Origin of the sequence: Mycobacterium sp. E2479 (genome assembly GCF_001667925.1) — a bacterium.
GTDB lineage: Bacteria > Actinomycetota > Actinomycetes > Mycobacteriales > Mycobacteriaceae > Mycobacterium.
Map to the genome: position 1 here is coordinate 276,975 of NZ_LZJR01000096.1, position 22,089 is coordinate 299,063.

Here is a 22,089-nt window from a genome sequence, read left to right on the forward strand (position 1 = left end):
GAATGTGCGGCCACCCGCACATTCGGTGCCGAGCGTGCGGCCACCCGCACACTCGCTCGGAAGTGGTGATCCGAAGGCGGAGACTAGTCGAGCAGCACCGTCGCGAAGGTGCCTATCTCGGTGAAACCCACACGGGCGTACGCGGCACGCGCCACCGTGTTGAAGTCGTTGACGTACAGGCTGGCGGTCCGTCCGGTGCCGACGATCACCGCGGCGACCGTCGCGGTGCCGGCGGTGCCCAGGCCGATCCCGCGCCACTCCGGGTGCACCCACACCCCCTGGATCTGGCCCACGCCCGGAGACTGCGAGCCGACCTCGGCCTTGAACACGACCTGGCCGTGCTCGAACCGCGCCCAGGCGCGTCCGGCCGTGATCAGGCTGGCCACCCGCCGTCGGTAGCCGCGGCCGCCGTCGCCGAGCCGCGGATCGACGCCCACTTCTCCGATGAACATGTCGACGGCGGCCACCAGGTAGGCGTCCAGCTCTTCGGGCCGGACCTGTCGCACGCCGGGGTCGAGATCGCAGCCGGGGTGAGTGGACAACGCCAGCAGCGGCTGGTGGTCGCGCACGTCACGGGCCGGGCCCCAGGCCGCCTCGAGCCGCTCCCACATGGGCATCACCAGCTCGGCCCTGCCGACCAGCGACGAGCAGCGTCGCGTCCCGCGCATGGCCTCGTCGGCGAAGGCGCTCAGATCGGCCGGCGCGCCGCGCAGCGGGATCAGATTGGCCCCGGCGAAGCACAGCGATTCGTTGGCACCGCGCAGCGTCCACAATTCGCCGCCGATCGAATTGGGGTCGATGCCGTGGTCGGCCACTCGGGCCGCGACCATGCATGACGCGACGGGATCGTCGTCGAGCACCCGCCAGACGGCGGCCGCGTCGCGCACCACGGACACCCGTCGCTCACCGACAAGGCGGAACAGGGGCGGAGCCGACATATGGCGAACTCTCTTGTGGTGCGAACTCTTCGACCGGGCGCTGGCGTTATCAGCTTACGGTGACAACAGGCGAACCGCTCGATGTTGCTTCCGGTCCGCGGTCGATGTCCGCCTCGGTATCCATTTCGGCGGCGATCCGCATTGCCTCCTCGATCAGGGTCTCGACGATCTGGGATTCAGGCACGGTCTTGATCACTTCGCCGCGCACGAAAATCTGACCCTTGCCATTTCCCGACGCGACGCCAAGGTCGGCCTCGCGGGCCTCCCCTGGACCGTTGACGACGCACCCCATCACGGCGACGCGTAGCGGCACGTCCAGACCGTCCAGGCCGGCACTGACCGCGTTGGCCAGGGTGTAGACATCGACCTGCGCGCGTCCACACGAGGGGCACGACACGATCTCGAGCCCGCGCGGCCGCAGGTTCAGCGACTCGAGGATCTGGATGCCGACCTTGACTTCCTCGACCGGCGGCGCCGACAGCGATACCCGGATGGTGTCGCCGATGCCGCGCGACAGCAGTGCGCCGAAAGCGACCGCGGACTTGATGGTGCCCTGGAAGGCGGGGCCGGCCTCGGTGACCCCGAGGTGCAGCGGGTAGTCGCATTGTTCTGCCAGCTGCTCGTATGCGGCGACCATCACCACCGGGTCGTTGTGCTTGACGCTGATCTTGATGTTGCCGAAGCCGTGCTCCTCGAACAGCGAGGCCTCCCACAGCGCCGACTCGACCAGCGCCTCAGGGGTGGCCTTGCCGTACTTCTCCATGAACCGCTTGTCCAGCGAGCCCGCGTTGACGCCGATGCGGATCGGGATGCCGGCCGCACCGGCAGCCTTGGCGACCTCGCCCACGCGGCCGTCGAATTCCTTGATGTTGCCCGGGTTTACCCGCACCGCGGCGCACCCCGCGTCGATGGCGGCGAAGATGTACTTGGGCTGGAAGTGGATGTCGGCGATGACCGGGATCTGGCTGTGCCGGGCGATCTCGGCCAGCGCGTCGGCATCCTCCTGACGCGGGCAGGCCACCCGGACTATGTCGCAGCCGGCCGCGGTCAGTTCGGCGATCTGCTGCAGCGTCGTGTTGACGTCATGCGTCTTGGTGGTGCACATCGACTGCACCGAGATCGGATAGTCGCTGCCGACCCCGACGTCGCGGACCATCAATTGGCGCGTGGTACGCCGGGGAGCGAGCGTGGGCGCCGGCGTCTGCGGCATGCCCAGGCCAATGGTCACTGTTGATTCCTTCGGTCTCGTTATTGGAAGAGCCTGATCGGATTGACCAGATCGGCGGTCACGGTCAGCAGCATGTAGCCGACCACGAACACCAGCACGACGTACGTCGCGGGCATGAGTTTGAGGTAGTTCACCGGCGCGGCTGCGACCATGCCACGTGCCGACCGAATCAGGTTGCGGATCTTCTCGAATACCGCGATGGCGATGTGGCCGCCGTCAAACGGCAGCAGCGGCACCAGGTTGATCGCGCCCAAAATGAGGTTCAGCTGGGCCAGGAAGAACCAGAACGCCACCCACAACCCGTGGTCGACGGTGTCGCCGCCGACGATGCTGGCCCCGACGACGCTCATAGGCGTCTCCGGGTCGCGCTGACCGCCGCCGATGGCGTGCACCAGCGCACCGACCTTCGTAGGGATCGCGACGAGCGCCTTGCCGACCTCGCCGGTGAGGTCACCGGTGAAGCCGATGGTGGCCGGGATCGCCGTGAGTGGTCCATAGTGCGTGGGCCCGACCTTGACCGCGCCGACGCCGATGGCGCCGACTGTCGAGGGTTGCTGCTGACCGCCCTGCGCGTTGGACCCGGATGCCAGGTAGCGCTGGGTGGGTGCGACATCGACGTAAGTGGTGATCGTGGTGCCGTTGCGCTCGGCGACGATCGGGATGTTGCCGCGCACCTTGCGGATGGCGGCAGCCATGTCCTCGAATGTCGACACCGGGGTGTCGCCGACCTTGACGATGACGTCGCCGGGCCGAATTCCCGCGAGCGCCGCCGGACCGGGTCCGGTGCAGTCCCCGATCTTGCCCGGCGCAACTTCCGGTGCCACGCAGGCGGTTTCGCCGACGACCGCCCGAGTCGGCGGATGCAGGTTCGGCAGGCCCCAGATCAGTGCGATGCCGTAGAGCAGCACGAGGCAGATGATGAAGTTCGCGGCGGGACCGGCGAACAGCACCGCCACCCGCTTCCACGCCGCCTGCTTGAACATGGCGCGGTCGGCCTCGTCGGGAGCCAACTCCTCGACCGAGGTCATGCCGGCGATGTCGCAGAAGCCGCCCAGCGGAACCGCTTTGATGCCGTACTCGGTTTCACCGCGCCGCGTCGACCACAGGGTGGGGCCGAAGCCGACGAAGTAGCGCCGCACCTTCATGCCGGTCGCGCGTGCGACCCACATGTGCCCGCACTCGTGCAGGGCCACCGAGATCAGGATGGCCAGTGCGAACAGCACAATGCCGATAACAAACATCATCTCCGCTGCGAGGACCTTTCTCACACCACTTCGGGGGCTTTTGCCGACACGGCGGCGGGCTGGGATTGTGCGATGGCGCGTCGCGCCCGCTCACGTGCCCAGCGCTGCGCGTCGAGTACCTCATCCACGTTAGCGGGTGAAACGGCCCATTGGTCCGCGGCGTGCAGCACGTCGGCGATGGTTTTGACAATCGCGGGAAACCCGACCCGACCCGCGAGGAAGGCCTCCGCCGCCTCCTCGTTGGCCGCGTTGTAGACGGCGGTCATGCAGCCACCGGTCTGCCCAGCATGCCGGGCCAGCTCCACGGCGGGGAAAACGTCGTCGTCCAGCGGCTCGAAGTCCCAGCTAGACGCCGTGCTGAAGTCACAGCTGGCGGCCGCGCCGGGGACCCGCTGCGGCCAGCCAAGGGCCAGCGAGATCGGCAGCTTCATGTCCGGGGGGCTGGCCTGGGCAAGGGTCGAACCGTCGACGAAGGTGACCATCGAATGAACAATCGACTGGGGGTGCACGACCACCTCGATGCGGTCGTAGGGAACACCGAACAGCAGGTGGGTCTCGATGAGCTCCAGCCCCTTGTTGACCAGCGAGGCCGAGTTCAGCGTATTCATCGGGCCCATCGACCACGTCGGATGGGCGCCGGCCTGTTCCGGGGTGACGTCCTCGAGTTGGGCGGTCGTCCAGCCGCGGAACGGGCCGCCGGAGGCGGTCAGCACCAGCTTGGCGACTTCCTCGGCGGATCCGCCGCGCAGGCATTGCGCCAGGGCGGAATGCTCGGAGTCGACCGGCACGATCTGTCCCGGCCTGGCGGCCTGGAGCACCAGCGGACCGCCGGCGATCAGCGATTCCTTGTTGGCCAGCGCCAGCCGGGCGCCCGACTCCAGCGCGGCAAGTGTGGGCCGCAGACCCAACGCGCCTACCAGCGCATTGAGGACGACGTCGGCGTCGGTCTCCTGGACCAGCCGGGTTGCGGCTTCCGGCCCGGAGAAGGGGACGTCGCCGGCCCGCTGGGCCGCTTTCTCGTCAGCGATCGCGATGTTGGTCACACCGGTATCGGCGCGCTGCCGCAGCAACGTGTCCAGGTTGGCGCCTCCGGCGGCAAGGCCGACCACTTCGAAGCGGTCCGGGTTGGCGGCGATGACGTCCAGCGCCTGGGTGCCGATGGAGCCCGTACTGCCCAGCACCAGCACGCGGAGCCGGTCCCGCGTTTGCCAGTCGGTCGTCGGGTTGGTCACCCATTCATTGTGCCGCCCGGCACCGGCCGGGGCCATCTCCTTCGGCCATGCCCCGCAAGCCCGCCGGGGGGTGTGCCAGAATTCTCAGGACAAGCCGATCCGATCCGAAGGGGATTCGCCGTGGCCAGTACCGAGGTGGAGCACTTCACCGGCGTCGACGCCGTCGAGGTGCCGTCGGCAGCGTGGGGTTGGAGCAGGATCAACCACCGCACCTGGCACATCACCGGCCTGTTCGTGTTCGGCTTCCTGCTGGCGATGCTGCGCGGCAACCACGTCGGCAACATCGAGAACTGGTTCCTGATCGGGTTTGCGACGTTGACCCTCGTGGTGCTGATCCGCGACCTGTGGGGCCGCCGCCGCGGCTGGATCAGGTAGCCCCGCGCGTCTGCCCTAGCGGTGCGCTCGGCGCCGCCATGCGCCGCCGATCGCGACGATCGCCAACGCGAGCACGGCGATCACCCACGGCCATATCCCGTGCTGCTGTACCCAGCCGGCCACCGCGCCCTGCAGCCGTCCGGCCGCAATGATCACCGCGTCCTGCGGGTTGCCGTTCGCACCGAACAGGCGCACCTCGTAGCTACCGTAGTAGGCCACGTACAGCCCGACCAGCACCAGCAGCGCGCCGGCGATCCGGTTGACGAACGGCAGCATTCGCCGCAGCCGCTCCACCACCGCCGAACTCGCCGTCGCGGCAGCGGCCGCGAGCACCCCGACCACCAGGGTCAGCCCCGCGCTGTAGGCGAGGTAGATCATCAACCCGGTGAGGACCGATCCGCCGCGCAGGCCGGCGGCGGTAACGGCCAGAAATGGCCCGATGGTGCACGACAGTGAGGCGATCGCATAGCTGATGCCGTACCCGTACATGGAACCCAGCCGGGCGGTGGGGGCCCACCGCGGACCCAGCGACCGCGGGGTCAGGGCCGACAGTGCTCGGCCCGACAGCAGCCACGCCCCCAGCCCGATCAGCACCACCCCGACGACCACGGTGGCGTACGGCAGGTACTGCTGCACGGTCGTGGCCGCCGAGACGGTCAGCGCGCCGAACACGCCGAACACCGTCAGGAAGCCCAGCGCCATCCCGATGGTCGCCACCAGCGCCCGACCGGCGACAGCAACGCCGGACGATGCCTGCGAACGCTGACCGCGCACCACCAGCAACAGGTAGGCGGGCAGCATGGCGAACCCGCACGGGTTCAGCGCGGCTACCAGTCCCGCTGCGAAGGCCAGGCCGACCAGACCGTGGTCTACCAACTCAGGACCTCAGCGCGGCGACCCGATCGGAGAGCTCCTGCTGCGACATCGCCGAGGTCGGGTTGTTGACGAACGTGGAGCTGCCGTCCGCGCGGTAGAACACATAGGCGGGCTGCCACGGGACGTTGTACCGGGCCCAGATGGATCCGTCGGCGTCGTTGAGGTTGGTGAAGTTCAGGCCGTACTTGGAGACGAAGTTCTGCTCCGCGCCGACGTCCGAGCGCCCGGCCACGCCGACGAAGGTGACACCGGGGTTGGCGGCCGCCACCTGGCTGACGCCCGGCGCTTCGGCATTGCAGAACGGGCAGAACGGCGCCCAGAACCACAACACCGCGGGCTTGCCCTGCAAACTGGCGCCGTTGAAAGGCGCACCGCTCAGCGTCGTCCCGGTGAATTGCAGCCGGTCATCGGCGGCCAGCGCGCGTGGGGCGTTGCCGACGCCGGCCAGCACCGTGGCAGCAATCAGTACGGCGGCAAACGCTGTGTTCAGGGCTGACAAGCGAATACTCATGACACACCTCATTTGTTTCAGTTATGCCTTGTCGACGGGGCAGCGCCTCGTCCGGTTCATCCACCTTCGGCGGCCAGCTGTCCACAGGCCCGGCTGAATCGCCTGCGCTCCAGCTACCCGCCTTCGGCGGCCAGCTGCCCACAGGCCCGGCTGAATCGCCTGCGCTCCAGCTACCCGCCTTCGGCGGCCAGCTGTCCACAGGCCCGGCTGAATCGCCTGCGCTCCAGCTACCCGCCTTCGGCGGCCAGCTGTCCACAGGCGGCGCTGATTTCGCGGCCGCGAGTGTCGCGCACGGTGCAAGAAACCCCTTTGCCGCGCACCCGCCGGACGAATTCCCGCTCCACGGCCTTGGGGCTGGCGTCCCACTCACTCCCCGGGGTGGGGTTGAGCGGAATCAGGTTCACGTGCACCAGCGGTCCGAGCGCGCGATGCAGCCGCTGCCCCAAAAGGTCTGCGCGCCAGGGCTGGTCGTTGACGTCGCGGATCAACGCATACTCCACCGACACCCGCCGCCCGGTGACGTCGGCGTAATACCTTGCGGCGTCGAGGGCTTCGCTGATTTTCCATCGGTTGTTGACCGGCACCAGGGTGTCGCGCAGTTCGTCGTCGGGTGCGTGCAGCGACAGCGCCAGCGTGACGCCGAGGCGTTCGTCGGCGAGCTTACGAATGGCGGGAGCCAGGCCCACCGTGGACACCGTCACCGACCGGGCCGAGATACCGAATCCCTGCGGCGGCGCAGCGATGATGCGCCGCACGGCGGCGACCACGCGGGCGTAGTTGGCCAGCGGCTCCCCCATGCCCATGAACACGACGTTGGACAACCGGTCCCCGAAGTCGTCACGCAGGGCCGCGGCGCCGGCGCGCACCTGCTCGAGGATTTCGGCTGTCGAGAGGTTGCGGGTCAACCCGCCCTGGCCCGTCGCGCAGAACGGACAGGCCATGCCGCAGCCGGCCTGCGACGAAATGCAGACGGTGTTGCGGTGTGGATAGCGCATCAGCACCGACTCGACGGTGACTCCATCGGGGGCCCGCCACAATGTCTTTCGCGTCTGGCCGGCATCGCAGGTCACGTCGGCCGCGGCGGTGAGCAGGATGGGGAACATCGTCTCGGCGATGGCGTCGCGTAATCCCGCCGGAAGGTCGGTCATCTGCCGCGGATCGGCGATCAGCCGGCCGTAGTACTGATGCGCCAACTGTTTGGCGCGAAACGCCGGCAGGCCCAGCTCCGCGACGGCGGCCGCGCGACCGTCCTCGTCGAGGTCGGCCAGGTGCCGCGGGGGCCTGCGGGGGCGCGGCTCGGAGAAAACCAATTGTTGAACCATGACCTAACCAGTATCGGTCACGTTCGGGCCGACCTAGGGAACGAGTGTCAGCACCGTCCAGGCTGCGACCGCTGACGGCAGGACGCCGTCGAGCCGATCCATCAGACCACCGTGGCCGGGCAACAACCGGCCCATGTCTTTGATACCGAGATCGCGCTTGACCTGTGATTCCACCAGATCGCCGAGCGTGCTGGTCAACACCAGGACAACGCCCAGCAAAGCGCCGGTCCAAGGCGGTTTGCCCGCCAGGAACGTCGCCGTCAGCGTCGCCGCGGTGATTCCGAACACCAAGGACCCGGCTAATCCCTCCCAGGATTTCTTGGGGCTGATCGCCGGGACCATCGGGTGCTTACCGAAGAGCGCCCCCACGGCATATCCGCCGGTGTCGGAGGCGACGACAGTGATCATCAGGCAGAACACCCGCCCGGCCCCGTCATGCGGATAGACCAGCAGGACGCCGAACGACGCGAACAGTGGCACCCACGCGGCCAGGAACACGGTTGCCGAGGCGTCCCTGAGGTAGTTAGCCGACGGCGAGCCGTCGAAAGGCTCGGGCCGTTTGCTGTTGTCCTGCATCAACAAGCGCCACACGTTGCAGACCACCACGGTGACGCCGAAGCCGGCCAGTGCGCCCGCCGCGTGGCACGGCCAGGTCAGCCAGACGGTGAGCTGCCCTCCGGCCAACAACGGGATGATCGGGATGACGTAGCCGGCTTCGCGCAGTCGCCGAACCACTTCGTGGGTGGCCACGACGATGGCCAGGGCGACAATCAGAACCCAGAAGCGCGGGGCGAACACCAGCGTCACGATCAGGACGCCGCCGATACCGGCGCCCACCGCGATGGCGGCGCGCAGGTCGCGCCCGGCCCGGGATGTCTTCTTGGCCGACTGCTGGATCGTTTCCTTGTTGGCGGACTCCCGATCGCCGGGCGGGTCGCCTGAGCCGGGTTCTGGGGTAGCCACTGGCGTGGATGTACTTCGCTGCTGAGCGGTCGCTAGACCTCCAGCAGTTCGCTTTCTTTGTGCTTGACCAGCTCTTCGATCTGGTTGACGTATTGGTGGGTGGTCTTGTCCAGATCCTTTTCGGCCCGGCCGACCTCGTCCTCGCCGGCCTCACCGTCCTTACGGATGCGGTGCAGCTCCTCCATCGCCTTGCGGCGGATGTTGCGCACCGAGACCTTGGCGTCCTCCCCCTTGCCCTTGGCCTGCTTGACCAGCTCTCGGCGGCGTTCCTCGGTGAGCTGTGGCACGGCCACCCGGATCAGGGTGCCGTCGTTGGTGGGGTTGACGCCGAGGTCGGAGTTGCGGATCGCCGTCTCGATCGCGCCCACCTGGCTGGCTTCGTAGGGCTTGATGACGACCAGGCGCGCCTCGGGCACGTTGATGCTGGCCAGCTGCGTGATGGGCGTGGCCGCGCCGTAGTAGTCGATCACGATCCGCGAGAACATGCCCGGGTTGGCGCGCCCGGTCCGGATGGTCGACAGGTCGTCGCGGGCAACCGCTACGGCCTTTTCCATTTTCTCTTCCGCGTCGAAGAGAGCCTCGTCGATCATGTGCGTCGCTCCTTCTCATCGCTTCGCTCTGCATCGTCGCCGCCGCGGATCATGTGCGTCGCTCCTTCTCATCGCTTCGCTCTGCATCGTCGCCGCCGCGGATCATGTGCGCCGATCCTCCTCATCGCTGCGCTGCGCATCCTCGCACGCGCCAACCATCGCGTCCTCGGTTCAGGTGGTGACCAGAGTCCCGATTTTCTCACCAGCGACGGCTCGGGCGATATTGCCGTTGGTCAGCAGGTTGAACACCAGGATCGGCATGCCATTGTCCATGCACAGGCTGAACGCGGTCGCATCGGCTACTCGCAGCCCGCGGTCGATGACCTCACGATGACTGATCGCGGCGATCAACTCGGCATCGGGATGCTGGCGCGGATCCGCGTCGAACACGCCGTCAACGGCCTTGGCCATCAACACCACCTCGGCGCCGATCTCTAGGGCGCGCTGCGCGGCAGTGGTGTCGGTGGAGAAGTACGGCAACCCCATGCCGGCTCCGAAGATCACCACGCGCCCCTTTTCCAGGTGGCGTACGGCGCGCAACGGTAGATAAGGCTCGGCGACCTGGCCCATGGTGATCGCGGTCTGGACCCGGGTGACAATGCCTTCTTTCTCCAAAAAATCTTGCAGCGCAAGGCTATTCATGACAGTGCCCAGCATGCCCATGTAGTCCGAACGGGTGCGTTCCATGCCGCGCTGTTGAAGTTGCGCGCCCCGAAAGAAGTTGCCGCCGCCGATCACGACGGCGACCTGGACACCATCGCGAACGACCTCGGCGATCTGTCGTGCCACCCGCGCCACGACATCGGGATCCAGGCCGACCTGGCCGCCGCCGAACATCTCACCGCCGAGCTTGAGCAACACCCGCGAATACCTGGGTCGGCTCGGCGGCCGACCTGAAGCCAGTCCATTTTCGGGTGCAGATGTCGATGCGCCGTTGCCGGCGCTTTCGGGCTCCGAACTCGGAGCCGCCGAGCGGGCGACTTGGGGCTCCCTGGACTCCGTCATCAGACTCCTCGCATGAGAGTGCCATCCCGGGTGATCTCCATCCGGAACGGCATTTCACATCCTGCCCCATCGCAGCACAATGCGGCGTCCGCGGGGTGCATTATGCGCGTAGTTGGCGTGCCGGCCCAATTTTCGAGGCTTCCGGTACTGGGATCTGTGTCACCGCTCTTCGGGCTCGCGTTTGAGTCGCGGTTGGCATGGGAATCCGGATCAACGCGGCAGACGTATGCGGTCTCAAGCAATGAGGACCGGCCTCGCCGTATGACCGGGTCGATCGCTCGCGATCGCCGCTGAGCGTTGGATCGCTCAGAGTACGCCAACGAGGAGGAAGCATTTCCATGGCCGAAGAAAACAAGTCGGGACCTGCCGAAGCTGTGAAAGGCGTCGTCGAGGACGTCAAGGGAAAGGCCAAAGAGGCCGTAGGCGCCGTAGCGGGTCGTGATGACCTCACGCGCGAGGGCCAGGCGCAGCAAGACAAGGCCGACGCGCAGCGTGACGCGGCGAAGAAGGAAGCCGAAGCGGAAGCCGCGCGCGGCGGCGCCAAGGCGGCCGAGGAGCGCCAGAAAGACAACCAGTAGCACGTTATAGCCGATGGGCCTGGTCCGTGGAAACGGGCCGGGCCCATCGCTTTCTGAGCCGCATCGGTCGTTCGAAGTTTGCATAGCTTTGCATAGTTTCCGACTCGGCGGGTATTCACGCCTAGCGCTGTACGACATCTCCGCAGAGGTGCCTACGGACCGGGGGGAAGCCGGGACGTCGAGAGGTTTGGAGATGCCGTTGGACGTGATGGTGCTCAGCGATGAGGATGACTTCGAATCGGCTCTACCGTGCTTGGCGACGTTCGCGCAGTCGATGCACCGCACTACCCTGACGGCCGGGACCGACGGGCAGCACGCCATGGCCGACATCGCAATCATCGATGCGCGCAATGACATGGCGATGGCTCAGGTCGTCGGCCATCGGCTGTCCAGCGACAACCCCGGTACCGCGGTGGTGGCGTTGGTGGCGCCGAGCGACTGTGCCACCGTCGACGCCGACTGCAATTTCGATGACGTGATGCTGCCCGGCACCGGCGCCGAAGAGTTGCAGGCCCGGTTGCGCCTTGCGATCAGCCGCAGGCGCAGCGCGGTCAACGGCACGCTGAAGTTCGGCGATCTGTTGTTGCGTCCGGCCAGTTTCACTGCCTCGCTGCAAGGCAGCGACCTAGGTTTGACGCTCACCGAGTTCAAGTTGCTGAATTTCCTTGTGCAGCACGCCGGTCAGGCGTTCACCCGAACCCGGCTGATGCAAGAGGCGTGGGGACCCGAAAGCACCGGCAAGGTGCGAACCGTCGACGTGCATATTCGGCGGCTACGCGCCAAACTGGGCAGCCGGCATCAATTCTTGATCGACACCGTGCGCGGAGTCGGCTACCGGGCGGCAACGCCACCGCAGCCGGAATGGGTAGTCACGGACTCGAGGCTGACGCCGATCTGGACGTCTACTACGGCGCCCGCACCCAGCGTGAGGGAAGCGTCGGAGCTGTAACCGGGCGATCTCGCTTCAGTTCGCGATCAACCGAACAACGGAAATGCACGCTTGCGCGCCAGCGCATTCATTCCTTCCTGGATGGCGTCCTGCACCTCGTGGTATTTGCGGTCGACGTATTGCTCGTCGTCCGCCCGCGCGGGATCGTTGTCGAGTTCCACGGCCGGCATGAACCGGGTTCTGATCTTGGCCGGCAAGGGCAGCTGCGGAAGCGCCGCCGGTGCGATCCCCCACGGCAACGAGACGGCCATCGGGAACACCTTGAGCCGCAAAATTCGGTCCAAGCGCAGCGCTTTCGACAACCGGTCGCCACGGATCAGCACAGGCATCGCGTCGGCGCCGCCAACGGTCGCGATCGGCACGATTGGAACGCCGGCACGGATCGCCATCTTGACGAAGCCGGTCCTTCCCGCCAGGTTGGCCCGATCGCGCTCGGTCCACGGGCGCAGTGAGTCCACTTCCCCACCGGGCCACAGCGCAACGTCGCGCCCTTCCGCTAATGCGGTGGCAATCGCGTCGGGCGCGGCCGGCAGCACTCCCATCGACCGGAAATAGCGCCCGAATAAAGGAATTGCCATCAGCGCATCGTGAGCGGTGCCGTGCAGGGCGCGCTCCTGCCCGAACCGGCGCCACCATTGCAGGCCGACGGTCCATGCATCCCAGACGAATGGTGCACCGGAATGGATCCCCACCAGAAGTGCCGGTGGTTTCTCGGGAATGTTCTCCCAGCCGTCGATCTCCATCCGAAACCAATAGTCCACCAGTACATTCCATAGATACTTCTGGCGCTGCAGTGTGGTCTCGTCCTGGCCGGACAGGTCCCATCGCGACGCACGCTCGGCCACCCAGCCACTCAGCCCCCCGCCTTGGCTGTCGCGTCGTTGTTCCATTGCTGCGCGGGCTTCTTTGGCTTGCCGCTGCGCTTGGGCACGCACCCGCGCCGGTCTGTGGTCGGGGTTACTCATGCTTGGTCGGGTACCCGATTCGAGCGCACACGATTCCCCAAATGCGGATCTCCCCGCGCCACTCGCATGGCGCGGGGAGATTTCACAACGGGTTTAGGTGTGCTGCGCCGGCGCGGGCGGGGCACCCGGTGCCGGGCTGTTCGGCGCGCCAGGAGCCTCGCCAGGAGCCGAGCCACCCTGCACGTTTGACGTCCACATCAGGATGTCCTGCATCCCGTCGTTGTAGACGACGCCGTTCGGCGGCGCGCCCGTCACGTCGAAATACAGCGTGCCCGTCGACTCACTGCCCTGGGCAATCGGTGCCGGGTTGAGCCCATTGGGAACCCCCACCTTGTCGATCACCCGGTAGTTCTGTCCGTTGGGGCCGCGGGCGACGAAGTCGTTGACCATCGGGGTCACGAGCCCGCCATCCGACCGGACGCTGACGTCGGCCTGGTACAGCGTGCCCTTAGGCGTGTACCCGGGGATGGAGACGTTGCTGGGCTGCAGGTTGCTCACCGTGTAATTGGTGATCAACGGCCCATCGACGAGCTGCTCGCTGGTGCCGAACCCCTGAATGTTGGGCGCAGCAGAAGCGGGCGTCGCGAAGATCGTTGCCACTGCTATCCCCCCCGCGGCGGCAGCGGTCGCAACGGCAGTCTTGGTGACTCGCATTGTCCATTCCTTTCGTTTCGAACAATTGGCCCCCCGTAAAGGGCATAGAGATATGCAGCAAATAGCCAGCCGGCCGGGGCTTTAAACATCGACACCCATATTGGGTCGATTTACCAGGCAAATACCGTCGCATTCCGACGGAGCATCTTACGCATCAATGATAACAACTGCCTCATTGCTCACAAATGGCCCGCGATTAGGTCGTGTGCTGACGGGTAGTCGCTCGCTGGGCTAGGCGTGTCAGGACAGCCCAATCCCAAACAGCCGCGAAGGGGGGCGATCACGTGCAACGCGGAAACTCCAAGCATGGTTCGCGCGAGGACGACGCGCTCAAGGAAGAACTGGAAGGCACGGTCCGCGGCAATCGGTCCAGTCGCAGCGAGGAATGGCGCGATCCCGAGCCGCCGGCCGACGACGACCCGGATGTTCCGACGGCGGGCCCGGTGCCGCGCGAATCATAAAAAGGAAATGACATGGGCTTTGTGGCGCAACAAACAATCCGGACCCGATTCCTGATTGTGGTGAAAACAGTTACCAGGGATCGGGAAAACTGCTGGGCAAAAAGGCGATCATCACCGGCGGCATACGTGCTGCTGGCCTCAGATGATGCGAGTTACATCTCCGGGGCGCGGGTGGCGGTCACCGGCGGGCGACCGATTCTGTAGCGAAAACCGTTGCAGTGGGCCAGTCATCCAGAACCCTCACCATCCCGATTCTCTTCCCGGCTCACTCTACGGTCAGGCTCTGCCTGGCGTGACGCGATTTCAGCGGCCCCGAACCCGGCGGTTGTGCTTCTTGATCGCGTCGACCAACTCCGACTTGTTCATACTGGACCGACCGGCGATGTCAAGACGGCGGGCCAGGTCGAGCAGGTGCTTCTTGCTGGCGTTGGCATCGACACCCTCGGCCGACTCCCCCGTTGGCCGCAGGCCGCCGCTCTCGGCTCGCGCATCGGATGGGCCCTTTTCGTCCTTGGACTCCCAGTGGTCACCGACCTTTTCGAAACTGTGCTTGACAGCGGCGTACGCCACCCGGTGGGCGCGCTCCTCGCTGCCGTACTGGTCGGCGGCCGCGTCATGGGATTTCGCGAACGTACGTTGGGCTTTGGCGCTGGAACGTTGCAACGTACTGGGCAACTCGCTCTTTTTGGCCGCGCCGCCTTTCGTCGTCTTCGGCATCGAACCTCCTCATGTGCCGCAAGCGCTGCGGGTAACCGGTCGGTTACCCCTTCGGGGCGCCAACAATCACGGTCTGAGCAATGCACGCATCGGCCGGTACAAATATGTCAATATCGTTGACATGAGTCAGGCCGACGACGCTCCGCTGGGATACCTCCTCTACCGGGTTGGGGCGGTGCTGCGACCAGAGGTTGCCACCGCGTTGGGTCCGCTGGGCCTGACCCTGCCCGAATTCGTTTGCCTGCGCATACTTTCACTGTTCCCGGGGACGTCAAGCGCCGAGCTGTCCCGCCACACCAATGTCACCCCGCAGGCGATGAACACGGTCCTGCGCAAGCTGGAAGAGGTCGGCGCCGTGGCGCGGCCGTCGTCGGTGTCCTCGGGGCGCGCGCTGCCGGCTAACCTGACCGGCCAGGGCCGCGCCCTGCTCAAACGCGCCGAAGGAGCGGTCCGCGGCGCCGACACCCGCATCTTGTCCCGGCTCACCGAAACTCAGCAGCGTGAGTTCAAAAGAATGCTCGAGAAGCTCGGCTCCGACTAGGGGCTAGCGCGGCGCGGGCGCGTGAAACCAGGCCGCGCCAGGTCAATCAGCCGGTGGCGTGAATACGCGCCCATGGCTGGGCCTCTTCGAGCTCATAGGCCAATTCGAGCAGCAGCGATTCCTGCCCCATATCCGCCGACAGCATCATGCCCACCGGCATGCCGTGGGCCGACTGCGCCAGCGGCAGCGAGATCGCGGGTTCGCCGGTGACGTTGTGCACGGGGGTAAACGAGACCCAGTCGATCAGCCGGCTGATGACCTGCTGGTAATCGGTGGGCGCCAGGAATCCGATGCGGGGCGTCTCGCCGCCGAGTGTCGGAGTGAGCACCGCGTCGTAGGTACGGAAGAACCGTGCGGTACGTCTGCGCGCCCGGCGCAACCGCACGATGGCCGTCGGGAGGCGGTGAATGTTGCGGCTGGTATGACGAAGAAGACCCAGCGTCAGTTGGTCCAGCTTGCTGGAATCGAATGTTTCGCCAAACAGGTGGCGGCCCCCGCGGACCTGGGCCAGCGCCAGGAATCCCCAATACATGACGAAGTCGTCGGCGAAACTGGCCGCGACTGGGGGCTCTTCGACGTGCTCGACACGGTGGCCCAGCTCCTCGAGCAGACCGGCGGACTTCAAAGTCAGTTCCCGAATGTGCGGACTGCACTCGCGCTGCACCGACCGGGTCAGCACCGCGATGCGCAACCGCTGCCTGCCGGGTGCGGTGACGTCCCCGACGGGCGCCAGGTTGGGGTTACGCCAGATGCGCTCGGCCTCGCGGTAAAAGGCCGCGGTGTCACGGACTGAGCGGGTGACCACGCCGTTGGCGACGACGCCGACCGGTAACCGGCGCAGCGTCGCGTCCAGAGGCAGCCGACCACGCGACGGTTTGAGTCCGACCAACCCGTTGCACGCGGCCGGGATGCGGATCGAACCGCCGCCGTCGTTGGCGTGCGCCATCGGCACCACGCCGGCGGCGACGAACGCGCCGGAACCCGACGACGACGCTCCGGCGGTGTACTCGGTGTCCCACGGGTTGCGGACCGGGCCCAGCCGCGGGTGCTCGGCGGATGCGCTGAACCCGAATTCGGACAACTGCGTCTTGCCCACCGAGGTCAGCCCAGTGCCCAAGAACAGCCGGGTGAAGATGCTGTCTGCGACGGCATTCCGGCTCGTCCACGCGTCGGTGCCGTGCATGGTGGGCTGTCCGGAGACGTCGATGTTGTCCTTGATGAAGGTCGGAATGCCGCCGAAGTACCCGCTGGGAGCGCCCGCCGCGGCCGCCCGCGCTTGGTCAAAAGCCGCGTACGCCAACCCGTTTAGCAGCGGGTCGACGGCTTCGGTGCGCGCGATCGCCGCCTCGACCACCTCGGCCCTGCCGACCTGGCCGGATTTCAGGGCATCGGCCAGGCCGACCGCATCCAAATCACCAAGGGCATCGTCGCCGAACGCGTGCACGTGTCGCATGGCACTGACGCTAGCCTGCGCCCGGCGCCGCCGAGAGGTCACCCGTCTGTCGTCGGCTCGGGCGTGTCAGGCTTGACCCACCTCGAAGCGAACGAACCGCGTCACCGTGACACCGGCGTCGTCGAGCAGCGCCTTGACGGTCTTCTTGCTGTCGGACACCGACGGCTGCTCGAGCAACACGGCGTCCTTGAAGAAGCCGTTCAGCCGGCCCTCGACAATCTTGGGCAGGGCCTGCTCCGGCTTGCCCTCCGTCTTGGCGGTTTCCTCCGCGATGCGGCGCTCGCTGGCGACCACGTCCTCCGGCACATCGTCGCGGGATAGGTAGCGGGCCTTGAGCGCGGCGATCTGCAGCGCTACGGCGTGGGCGGCCTCGGTGTCCGAGCCTTCATACTCGACCAGCACGCCGACCGCGGGCGGCAGGTCGGCCGCCCGCCGGTGCAGGTAGGTCTCGACGGTGCCGTCGAAGTTCGCGACGCGGCGCAACTCCAACTTCTCGCCGATCTTTGCCGACAGCTCCGCGATTGCCTGCTCGACGGTCTTGTCACCGACGGTGGCGGCCTTGAGCTCGTCGACGTCCTTGGCCTTCGACGACGCGGCCGTGGCAACGATCTGGTCGGCCAGCGCCTGGAACTCCGCGTTCTTGGCAACGAAATCGGTCTCGCTGTTCAGCTCGATCAGCGCGCCGCCCTGGGCCGCGACCAGACCTTCGGCGGTCGCACGCTCGGCGCGCTTGCCGACGTCTTTGGCGCCCTTGATGCGGAGCGCCTCGACGGCCTTGTCGAAGTCGCCGTCGTTTTCGGCCAGCGCGTTCTTGCAGTCGAGCATGCCGGCACCGGTGAGTTCCCGAAGCCGCTTGACGTCGGCAGCGGTGAAGTTCGCCAATGGTCAGCCTTCCTATGAGGATTCAGTAGTTGGTTCGGGGGTGCCCGCAGCGGCGTCGGTGGGGGCGGTGGCGGTAGCGGAGGCCAGTAGCTCCTGCTCCCACTCGGCGAGCGGCTCGGCGGCCTCGGCCTCGGGCTTGCCGTCGCCGCGGCCGACTCCGGCGCGGGCCTGCAGCCCCTCGGCGACCGCGGAAGCGATCACCTTGGTCAGCAATGCGGCCGAACGGATCGCGTCGTCGTTGCCCGGGATGGGGTAATCGACCTCGTCGGGGTCGCAGTTGGTGTCCAGGATCGCGATGACCGGGATACCGAGTTTGCGGGCCTCGCCGACGGCGATGTGCTCCTTATTGGTGTCGACGACCCAGATGGCCGACGGCACCTTGGCCATGTCGCGGATACCGCCGAGGCTGCGGTCCAGCTTGTTCTTCTCGCGGGTCAGCATCAAGATCTCTTTCTTGGTGCGACCCTCGAAGCCACCAGTCTGCTCCATCGCCTCGAGCTCCTTGAGGCGCTGCAGCCGCTTGTGCACCGTGGAGAAGTTGGTCAGCATGCCGCCCAGCCAGCGCTGGTTCACATACGGCATGCCGACGCGGGTCGCCTCGGCGGCGACGGACTCCTGCGCCTGCTTCTTGGTGCCGACGAACAGCACGCTTCCGCCGTGCGCGACGGTTTCCTTGACGAACTCGTACGCCTGGTCGATGAAGGTCAGCGTCTGCTGCAGGTCGATGATGTAGATGCCATTGCGGTCGGTGAAGATGAACCGCTTCATTTTGGGATTCCACCGACGGGTCTGGTGCCCGAAGTGGGTGCCGCTGTCCAGCAGCTGCTTCATGGTTACGACGGCCATGGTTGTGCCTTACGTGTGTCGGTTGTCGCCTGGCATCGGGTGAGGCCGGGCCCTGGCGGCTGCTGCGATGCCGGACCCGCCCGGGTAAAACCCGGTCGGGACCGCCCGGCACGCAATGCGAACTCCTAGTGGAACCAGAGACGCGATGCAGACGCGCGAAGTCAGCCCGCGAACGAGCTGCGACCAGCAGTTTACACCGACTCAGCAGGTGCTTTTGCCACGCTTCCCCAACCGGGCCGCTCGTCCACAAAACCGGCGGGGCCGGGTGGCCAGACCGGCGCTGGAGCGCTGAACTGCCCGGATGCGGTGGAGAGCGTTGCTGCTGTGCGCTGGCCTGGTCAACGCGGTGCCTGCGGTCGCCGCCGAGGATCGACTGGACTGGCCGCTGCGCCCGCCTCCGGCCGTCGCCCGGACGTTCAACGCCCCATCGCCCAACTGGAATCCCGGACATCGGGGCGTGGACCTGGCCGGCAACGCTGGTCAGCCCGTGTACGCCGCGGGGCGCGGGACCGTGGTATTCGCCGGGCTGCTGGCCGGGCGGCCAGTGGTGTCGCTGGCCCACCCCGGTGGCTTGCACACCAGTTACGAGCCGGTCCGGGCGGCCGTGCGGGTCGGCCAGCCGGTGACGGCCGCAACCGTGATCGGCGAACTGATGGCTGGGCATGCCGGGTGCCCGGTAGCAGCGTGTTTGCACTGGGGCGCGATGTGGGGCCCGGCGTCGGGCGCGGACTACGTCGATCCGCTGGGTCTGCTGAAGTCCACGCCGATCCGGCTCAAACCGCTGAACCGCTGAGTCTTCCGCTTGAGTGTGCGCTTCTGGCAGCGGGTGTGCTTCTGCGCCGCCCTGGCGGCACGCTCGCCGCCGTCAGCTCACGCTCACGCCCGGGGGTGGGCCTGATCGTGCACCGCGCGCAACCGGGACACCGCGACGTGGGTGTACAGCTGGGTGGTCGCCAGGCTCGAATGGCCGAGCAACTCCTGAACAACGCGCAGGTCAGCCCCACCTTCAAGCAGGTGCGTGGCCGCGCTGTGCCGCAGGCCGTGCGGTCCCATGTCCGGTGCCCCGTCTACCGCGGCGATGGTTTGATGCACCACCGTGCGCGCCTGGCGGACGTCGAGCCGGCGGCCCCGCGCGCCCAGCAGCAGCGCCGGGCCCGACTCCGCTGTCGCGAGCTCCGGACGGCCGTCGGCCAGCCACGCGTCGAGCGCCTGGCCCGCCGGTCTGCCGAACGGCGCGCTGCGCTGCTTGTTGCCCTTGCCGAGCACGCGCAGCAGCCGATGCCGGGTGTCGACGTCGTCGATGTCCAGGCCGCACAGTTCGCTGACCCGGATCCCGGTGGCATACAACAGCTCCACGATCAGCTGGTCACGCAGCGCCAGCGGATCTCCTTGCTGCGCACCGGATTTGGCGGCGGCCATGGCCTCTGCGGCCTGGTCCTGGCGCAGCACCGAGGGCAGGGTGCGGTGTGCCTTGGGGACCTGCAGCCGGCCGGCCGGGTCTGCGGTCAGCAGCCCACGCCGCACGGCCCACGCGGTGAAGGCCTTGACCGCCGAGGTGCGCCGGGCCAGTGTCGTGCGGGCGACACCGGCCGCGGCCGCGGCCGACAGCCAGGAGCGCAGCAGGGGCAGGCTCAGCCCGTCCAGACCTGTCCCGCGGTCTCCGATGAAGGCGAGCAGCGAGCGCAGGTCGCCGAGGTAGGCGCGGCGGGTGTGGGCTGAACGGCCGCATTGCAAGTCCAGGTATTCGTCGAACTCCTCGAGGATCGCCTGCACTCGCCCACGGTCGCAGGCCCGGGCCGGGGCGCTCTAGTCGACGCGCCGAAGTGTGTCCGGGGTGAGATCTTTGAGCGCGGGATAGCCGTCGACGGCCATGATGAGGTCCGCTTCGGCCAGGATCGATCGCAACACGTGCACGATGCCGTCGGCGCCCCCGAGCGCCAGGCCGTAGGCGTACGGCCGGCCGATCCCCACGGCCGTGGCCCCCAGCGCGAGCGCCTTGACGACGTCGGCGCCGCTGCGGATCCCCGAATCGAACAAGACCGGCAACCCGTCGGCCGCCTCTACGACTCCCGGCAGGCACGCGAGGGCGGGCAGGCCGCCGTTGGCCTGGCGACCGCCGTGCGTCGAGCAGTAGATCCCGTCGACGCCGCCGTCCTTGGCGCGCCGCGCGTCGTCGGGGTGACATATGCCCTTGATGATCAGTGGCAGGTCGGTCAGCGACCGCAACCAGTCAAGGTCGTCCCAGGTCAAAGGATTCCCGAACGTCGTCACCCACTGCAGCACGGTGCCCTGCGGGTCCTCCTCCGGCGGACGCTGCAAGCTGGCGCGGAAAACCGGATCGCTGGTGTAGTTGCTCAGGCACAGCCCCCGCAGCTGGGGAAAGTTGGCCGTCGTGAGGTCGCGCGGCCGCCACCCGGGAATCCAAGTGTCGAGGGTGACGATGATGCCCTTGTAACCGGCGGCTTCGGCCCGGTGCACGAGGCTGGCGGCCAAGTCTCGATCCTTGGGCGTGTACAGCTGGAAGAAGCCGGGCGTGTCACCGAACTGCGCGGCGACGTCTTCCATCGGGTCGGCGGTCAGGGTGGACACCACCATCGGGACGCCGGTGGTCGCCGCGGCGCGCGCGGTGGACAGGTCGCCGTGGCCGTCTTGGGCACAGATGCCGATGACGCCGATCGGCGCCATGAACACCGGCGACGGCAAGGTCAAGCCGAACATCTGCACCGACAGGTCGCGAGCCGCGGCACCGACGAACATGCGCGGTATCAGGCCCCAGTGATCAAACGCCTCCCGGTTGGCCCGCTGCGTGCGTTCGTCGCCGGCGCCGCCGGTGACATACGACCAGACCGACGGCGACATGGCCCGCTCGGCCCGCGCCTCCAGCTCCGCGAAGACCATCGGCAGCGCGGGCGCCACCCCGCCCAGGCCCTTGAAGTAGATCTCGTTCTGGTAGTCGCCAAATGCCATGCGGTAGACAATGCCAGGCGGTCGTCAGGCTGACGAGTTGGCCGACTCTGCCTGCGCCAGTTCCTTCTTCCATTGCCGGAAGGTCTCTTCGGTGCGACCGCGGCGCCAGTACCCCGAGATCGACGACGCCCATTTCGCATCCACACCGCGTTCCTTGCGGATATAGGGGCGCAGATTGTGCATGACGGCCTGGGCCTCGCCGTGGATGAAGACGTGCACCTGCCCAGGCAGCCAGGAGGCGCTGGTGACGGCCTCGATCAGTGGCGCGTGGTCGCCGGCACGGTCCTCGGGAACCAGGTCGGCACGGCCGCCGCGATAGACCCAGCGCACCTCCATACCTTCGGGTGCGGTCAGTGGGATCTCGTCCTCTTGGCCCGCAACCTCGATGAACGCCTTGCCGACCGCGCTGGGCGGCAGCGCTTCCAGCGCCGCGGCGATGGCCGGCAGCGCCGATTCGTCGCCCGCCAGCAGGTGCCAGTCGGCGGCCGGGTCCGGTGTGTACGCGCCGCCGGGGCCCATCAGGTAGATCGGCTGACCGGGTTGGGCCGTGGACGCCCACTGGCCCGCTACGCCGTGCTCTCCGTGCACAACGATGTCGAGCGTGATGCGGCGTGTCTCGACGTCGACGTGGCGGACGGTAAGCGTGCGCACCGAAGGCTTTTTCTCCGGCGGCAGGTCCGCGAAGCTGTCGAGGGTCAGCGGCGCGGGCAGTGTGGCCACGTCGACGTCGTCGGCGACAAACGCCAGCTTGACGTAGGAGTCGGTGAACTTGCTCGGCACAAAAGCACCAAA

24 protein-coding genes and 2 pseudogenes are annotated in these 22,089 nt (G+C 67.2%); 7 read left to right on the forward strand and 19 right to left on the reverse strand.

Translation table 11 applies throughout. From position 1 onward, the window contains the following. Positions 1-83: 83 nt before the first annotated feature. From A5686_RS16250 to dxr, 4 genes are read right to left on the reverse strand one after another with little or no spacing between them, the layout of a single operon-like run. Complete coding sequence (locus A5686_RS16250; protein ID WP_067936123.1) at positions 84-938, reverse strand: GNAT family N-acetyltransferase; 855 nt, start codon at positions 936-938, stop codon at positions 84-86. Between the two features lie 49 nt (positions 939-987). Then, positions 988-2,166 (reverse strand): flavodoxin-dependent (E)-4-hydroxy-3-methylbut-2-enyl-diphosphate synthase, encoded by a 1,179-nt coding sequence (ispG, locus tag A5686_RS16255; protein ID WP_067936124.1) that lies wholly within the window; start codon positions 2,164-2,166, stop codon positions 988-990. A gap of 20 nt (positions 2,167-2,186) precedes the next feature. Then, a complete protein-coding gene (locus A5686_RS16260) occupies positions 2,187-3,410 on the reverse strand; it encodes an RIP metalloprotease (protein WP_067936261.1) in 1,224 nt (407 codons plus the stop codon). 20 nt (positions 3,411-3,430) lie between these two features. Then, on the reverse strand, positions 3,431-4,678 hold the full coding sequence (gene dxr, locus A5686_RS16265; RefSeq protein ID WP_067936127.1) for a 1-deoxy-D-xylulose-5-phosphate reductoisomerase: 1,248 nt from the start codon (positions 4,676-4,678) through the stop codon (positions 3,431-3,433). Positions 4,679-4,762: 84 nt separating this feature from the next. On the opposite strand from dxr, the gene A5686_RS16270 reads away from it, so the two are divergent. Beyond that, on the forward strand, positions 4,763-5,017 hold the full coding sequence (locus A5686_RS16270; RefSeq protein ID WP_067936130.1) for a DUF2631 domain-containing protein: 255 nt from the start codon (positions 4,763-4,765) through the stop codon (positions 5,015-5,017). A 15-nt stretch (positions 5,018-5,032) separates the two neighbouring features. Here the strand turns inward: A5686_RS16270 and A5686_RS16275 are convergent, their stop codons facing one another. From A5686_RS16275 to pyrH, 6 genes are all read right to left on the reverse strand, one after another. Next, complete coding sequence (locus A5686_RS16275) at positions 5,033-5,893, reverse strand: cytochrome c biogenesis CcdA family protein (RefSeq protein WP_067936132.1); 861 nt, start codon at positions 5,891-5,893, stop codon at positions 5,033-5,035. A gap of 1 nt (position 5,894) precedes the next feature. Then, positions 5,895-6,404 (reverse strand): protein disulfide oxidoreductase, encoded by a 510-nt coding sequence (locus tag A5686_RS16280; protein ID WP_067936133.1) that lies wholly within the window; start codon positions 6,402-6,404, stop codon positions 5,895-5,897. Between the two features lie 227 nt (positions 6,405-6,631). Next, positions 6,632-7,726 (reverse strand): 23S rRNA (adenine(2503)-C(2))-methyltransferase RlmN, encoded by a 1,095-nt coding sequence (gene rlmN / locus A5686_RS16285; RefSeq protein ID WP_067936134.1) that lies wholly within the window; start codon positions 7,724-7,726, stop codon positions 6,632-6,634. Between the two features lie 33 nt (positions 7,727-7,759). After that, the gene (locus A5686_RS16290; RefSeq protein ID WP_197520598.1) at positions 7,760-8,623 is read right to left on the reverse strand and encodes a phosphatidate cytidylyltransferase; all 864 of its coding nucleotides are present in this window, start codon (positions 8,621-8,623) and stop codon (positions 7,760-7,762) included. Positions 8,624-8,721: 98 nt separating this feature from the next. After that, positions 8,722-9,279 (reverse strand): ribosome recycling factor, encoded by a 558-nt coding sequence (frr, locus tag A5686_RS16295; protein WP_067936140.1) that lies wholly within the window; start codon positions 9,277-9,279, stop codon positions 8,722-8,724. 171 nt (positions 9,280-9,450) lie between these two features. After that, positions 9,451-10,284 carry a UMP kinase gene (gene pyrH / locus A5686_RS16300; protein WP_067936143.1) on the reverse strand — a complete coding sequence of 278 codons (834 nt, stop codon included), beginning with the start codon at positions 10,282-10,284 and terminating at the stop codon, positions 9,451-9,453. Between the two features lie 338 nt (positions 10,285-10,622). On the opposite strand from pyrH, the gene A5686_RS16305 reads away from it, so the two are divergent. Together A5686_RS16305 and A5686_RS16310 are read left to right on the forward strand one after the other, a co-directional pair. Further along, the gene (locus A5686_RS16305) at positions 10,623-10,862 is read left to right on the forward strand and encodes a CsbD family protein (RefSeq protein WP_007775289.1); all 240 of its coding nucleotides are present in this window, start codon (positions 10,623-10,625) and stop codon (positions 10,860-10,862) included. 193 nt (positions 10,863-11,055) lie between these two features. Then, complete coding sequence (locus A5686_RS16310; protein ID WP_067936147.1) at positions 11,056-11,811, forward strand: response regulator transcription factor; 756 nt, start codon at positions 11,056-11,058, stop codon at positions 11,809-11,811. Positions 11,812-11,837: 26 nt separating this feature from the next. Here A5686_RS16310 and A5686_RS16315 read toward each other — a convergent pair whose 3' ends face one another. Further along, on the reverse strand, positions 11,838-12,776 hold the full coding sequence (locus A5686_RS16315; RefSeq protein ID WP_067936150.1) for a lysophospholipid acyltransferase family protein: 939 nt from the start codon (positions 12,774-12,776) through the stop codon (positions 11,838-11,840). 93 nt (positions 12,777-12,869) lie between these two features. Then, positions 12,870-13,430, reverse strand: a complete 561-nt coding sequence (locus tag A5686_RS16320; protein ID WP_067936153.1) for an MPT63 family protein — start codon at positions 13,428-13,430, stop codon at positions 12,870-12,872. A 284-nt stretch (positions 13,431-13,714) separates the two neighbouring features. On the opposite strand from A5686_RS16320, the gene A5686_RS27630 reads away from it, so the two are divergent. Next, complete coding sequence (locus A5686_RS27630) at positions 13,715-13,891, forward strand: hypothetical protein (protein WP_197520592.1); 177 nt, start codon at positions 13,715-13,717, stop codon at positions 13,889-13,891. A 47-nt stretch (positions 13,892-13,938) separates the two neighbouring features. After that, a pseudogene (locus A5686_RS27300) lies at positions 13,939-14,028 on the forward strand (NAD(P)-dependent oxidoreductase); the annotation flags it as partial. Between the two features lie 166 nt (positions 14,029-14,194). Here the strand turns inward: A5686_RS27300 and A5686_RS16325 are convergent. Beyond that, on the reverse strand, positions 14,195-14,608 hold the full coding sequence (locus A5686_RS16325; protein WP_067936156.1) for a ChaB family protein: 414 nt from the start codon (positions 14,606-14,608) through the stop codon (positions 14,195-14,197). Between the two features lie 121 nt (positions 14,609-14,729). On the opposite strand from A5686_RS16325, the gene A5686_RS16330 reads away from it, so the two are divergent. After that, positions 14,730-15,149: a MarR family winged helix-turn-helix transcriptional regulator gene (locus tag A5686_RS16330; protein ID WP_067936264.1), complete on the forward strand. Its 420-nt coding sequence runs from the start codon at positions 14,730-14,732 to the stop codon at positions 15,147-15,149. A 46-nt stretch (positions 15,150-15,195) separates the two neighbouring features. Here the strand turns inward: A5686_RS16330 and A5686_RS16335 are convergent, their stop codons facing one another. The 3 genes from A5686_RS16335 to rpsB all read right to left on the reverse strand — a co-directional run bounded on the left by A5686_RS16335 (position 15,196) and on the right by rpsB (position 18,330). Continuing rightward, on the reverse strand, positions 15,196-16,602 hold the full coding sequence (locus tag A5686_RS16335; protein WP_067936159.1) for an amidase: 1,407 nt from the start codon (positions 16,600-16,602) through the stop codon (positions 15,196-15,198). 66 nt (positions 16,603-16,668) lie between these two features. After that, complete coding sequence (gene tsf / locus A5686_RS16340; RefSeq protein ID WP_067936161.1) at positions 16,669-17,484, reverse strand: translation elongation factor Ts; 816 nt, start codon at positions 17,482-17,484, stop codon at positions 16,669-16,671. A gap of 12 nt (positions 17,485-17,496) precedes the next feature. Beyond that, a complete protein-coding gene (rpsB, locus tag A5686_RS16345) occupies positions 17,497-18,330 on the reverse strand; it encodes a 30S ribosomal protein S2 (RefSeq protein WP_067936164.1) in 834 nt (277 codons plus the stop codon). A gap of 316 nt (positions 18,331-18,646) precedes the next feature. Here rpsB and A5686_RS16350 point away from each other — a divergent pair. Then, positions 18,647-19,117 (forward strand): annotated as a pseudogene (locus A5686_RS16350) (M23 family metallopeptidase); the annotation flags it as partial. A gap of 89 nt (positions 19,118-19,206) precedes the next feature. On the opposite strand, the gene A5686_RS16355 reads toward A5686_RS16350, so the two are convergent. The 3 genes from A5686_RS16355 to A5686_RS16365 form a co-directional block, all read right to left on the reverse strand. Beyond that, complete coding sequence (locus A5686_RS16355; RefSeq protein WP_067936169.1) at positions 19,207-20,103, reverse strand: tyrosine recombinase XerC; 897 nt, start codon at positions 20,101-20,103, stop codon at positions 19,207-19,209. Positions 20,104-20,136: 33 nt separating this feature from the next. After that, positions 20,137-21,297 (reverse strand): lactate 2-monooxygenase, encoded by a 1,161-nt coding sequence (locus A5686_RS16360; RefSeq protein WP_067936172.1) that lies wholly within the window; start codon positions 21,295-21,297, stop codon positions 20,137-20,139. Positions 21,298-21,321: 24 nt separating this feature from the next. Beyond that, the coding region (locus A5686_RS16365; RefSeq protein WP_156750098.1) for a siderophore-interacting protein at positions 21,322-22,089 on the reverse strand (768 nt) is incomplete at its 5' end.

Excerpts from the sequence above, each read along its gene's own strand:
- A5686_RS16335 (WP_067936159.1), bottom strand. The coding sequence starts at position 16,602 with ATGCGACACGTGCACGCGTTCGGCGACGATGCCCTTGGTGATTTGGAT.
- frr (WP_067936140.1), bottom strand. The coding sequence starts at position 9,279 with ATGATCGACGAGGCTCTCTTCGACGCGGAAGAGAAAATGGAAAAGGCC.
- A5686_RS16325 (WP_067936156.1), bottom strand. The coding sequence starts at position 14,608 with ATGCCGAAGACGACGAAAGGCGGCGCGGCCAAAAAGAGCGAGTTGCCC.
- A5686_RS16360 (WP_067936172.1), bottom strand. The coding sequence starts at position 21,297 with ATGGCATTTGGCGACTACCAGAACGAGATCTACTTCAAGGGCCTGGGC.
- rlmN (WP_067936134.1), bottom strand. The coding sequence starts at position 7,726 with ATGGTTCAACAATTGGTTTTCTCCGAGCCGCGCCCCCGCAGGCCCCCG.
- pyrH (WP_067936143.1), bottom strand. The coding sequence starts at position 10,284 with ATGACGGAGTCCAGGGAGCCCCAAGTCGCCCGCTCGGCGGCTCCGAGT.
- A5686_RS16315 (WP_067936150.1), bottom strand. The coding sequence starts at position 12,776 with ATGAGTAACCCCGACCACAGACCGGCGCGGGTGCGTGCCCAAGCGCAG.
- dxr (WP_067936127.1), bottom strand. The coding sequence starts at position 4,678 with ATGGCCCCGGCCGGTGCCGGGCGGCACAATGAATGGGTGACCAACCCG.
- rpsB (WP_067936164.1), bottom strand. The coding sequence starts at position 18,330 with ATGGCCGTCGTAACCATGAAGCAGCTGCTGGACAGCGGCACCCACTTC.
- A5686_RS16330 (WP_067936264.1), top strand. The coding sequence starts at position 14,730 with ATGAGTCAGGCCGACGACGCTCCGCTGGGATACCTCCTCTACCGGGTT.
- A5686_RS16320 (WP_067936153.1), bottom strand. The coding sequence starts at position 13,430 with ATGCGAGTCACCAAGACTGCCGTTGCGACCGCTGCCGCCGCGGGGGGG.
- A5686_RS16250 (WP_067936123.1), bottom strand. The coding sequence starts at position 938 with ATGTCGGCTCCGCCCCTGTTCCGCCTTGTCGGTGAGCGACGGGTGTCC.
- A5686_RS16260 (WP_067936261.1), bottom strand. The coding sequence starts at position 3,410 with ATGATGTTTGTTATCGGCATTGTGCTGTTCGCACTGGCCATCCTGATC.
- A5686_RS16310 (WP_067936147.1), top strand. The coding sequence starts at position 11,056 with ATGCCGTTGGACGTGATGGTGCTCAGCGATGAGGATGACTTCGAATCG.
- A5686_RS16280 (WP_067936133.1), bottom strand. The coding sequence starts at position 6,404 with ATGAGTATTCGCTTGTCAGCCCTGAACACAGCGTTTGCCGCCGTACTG.
- A5686_RS16305 (WP_007775289.1), top strand. The coding sequence starts at position 10,623 with ATGGCCGAAGAAAACAAGTCGGGACCTGCCGAAGCTGTGAAAGGCGTC.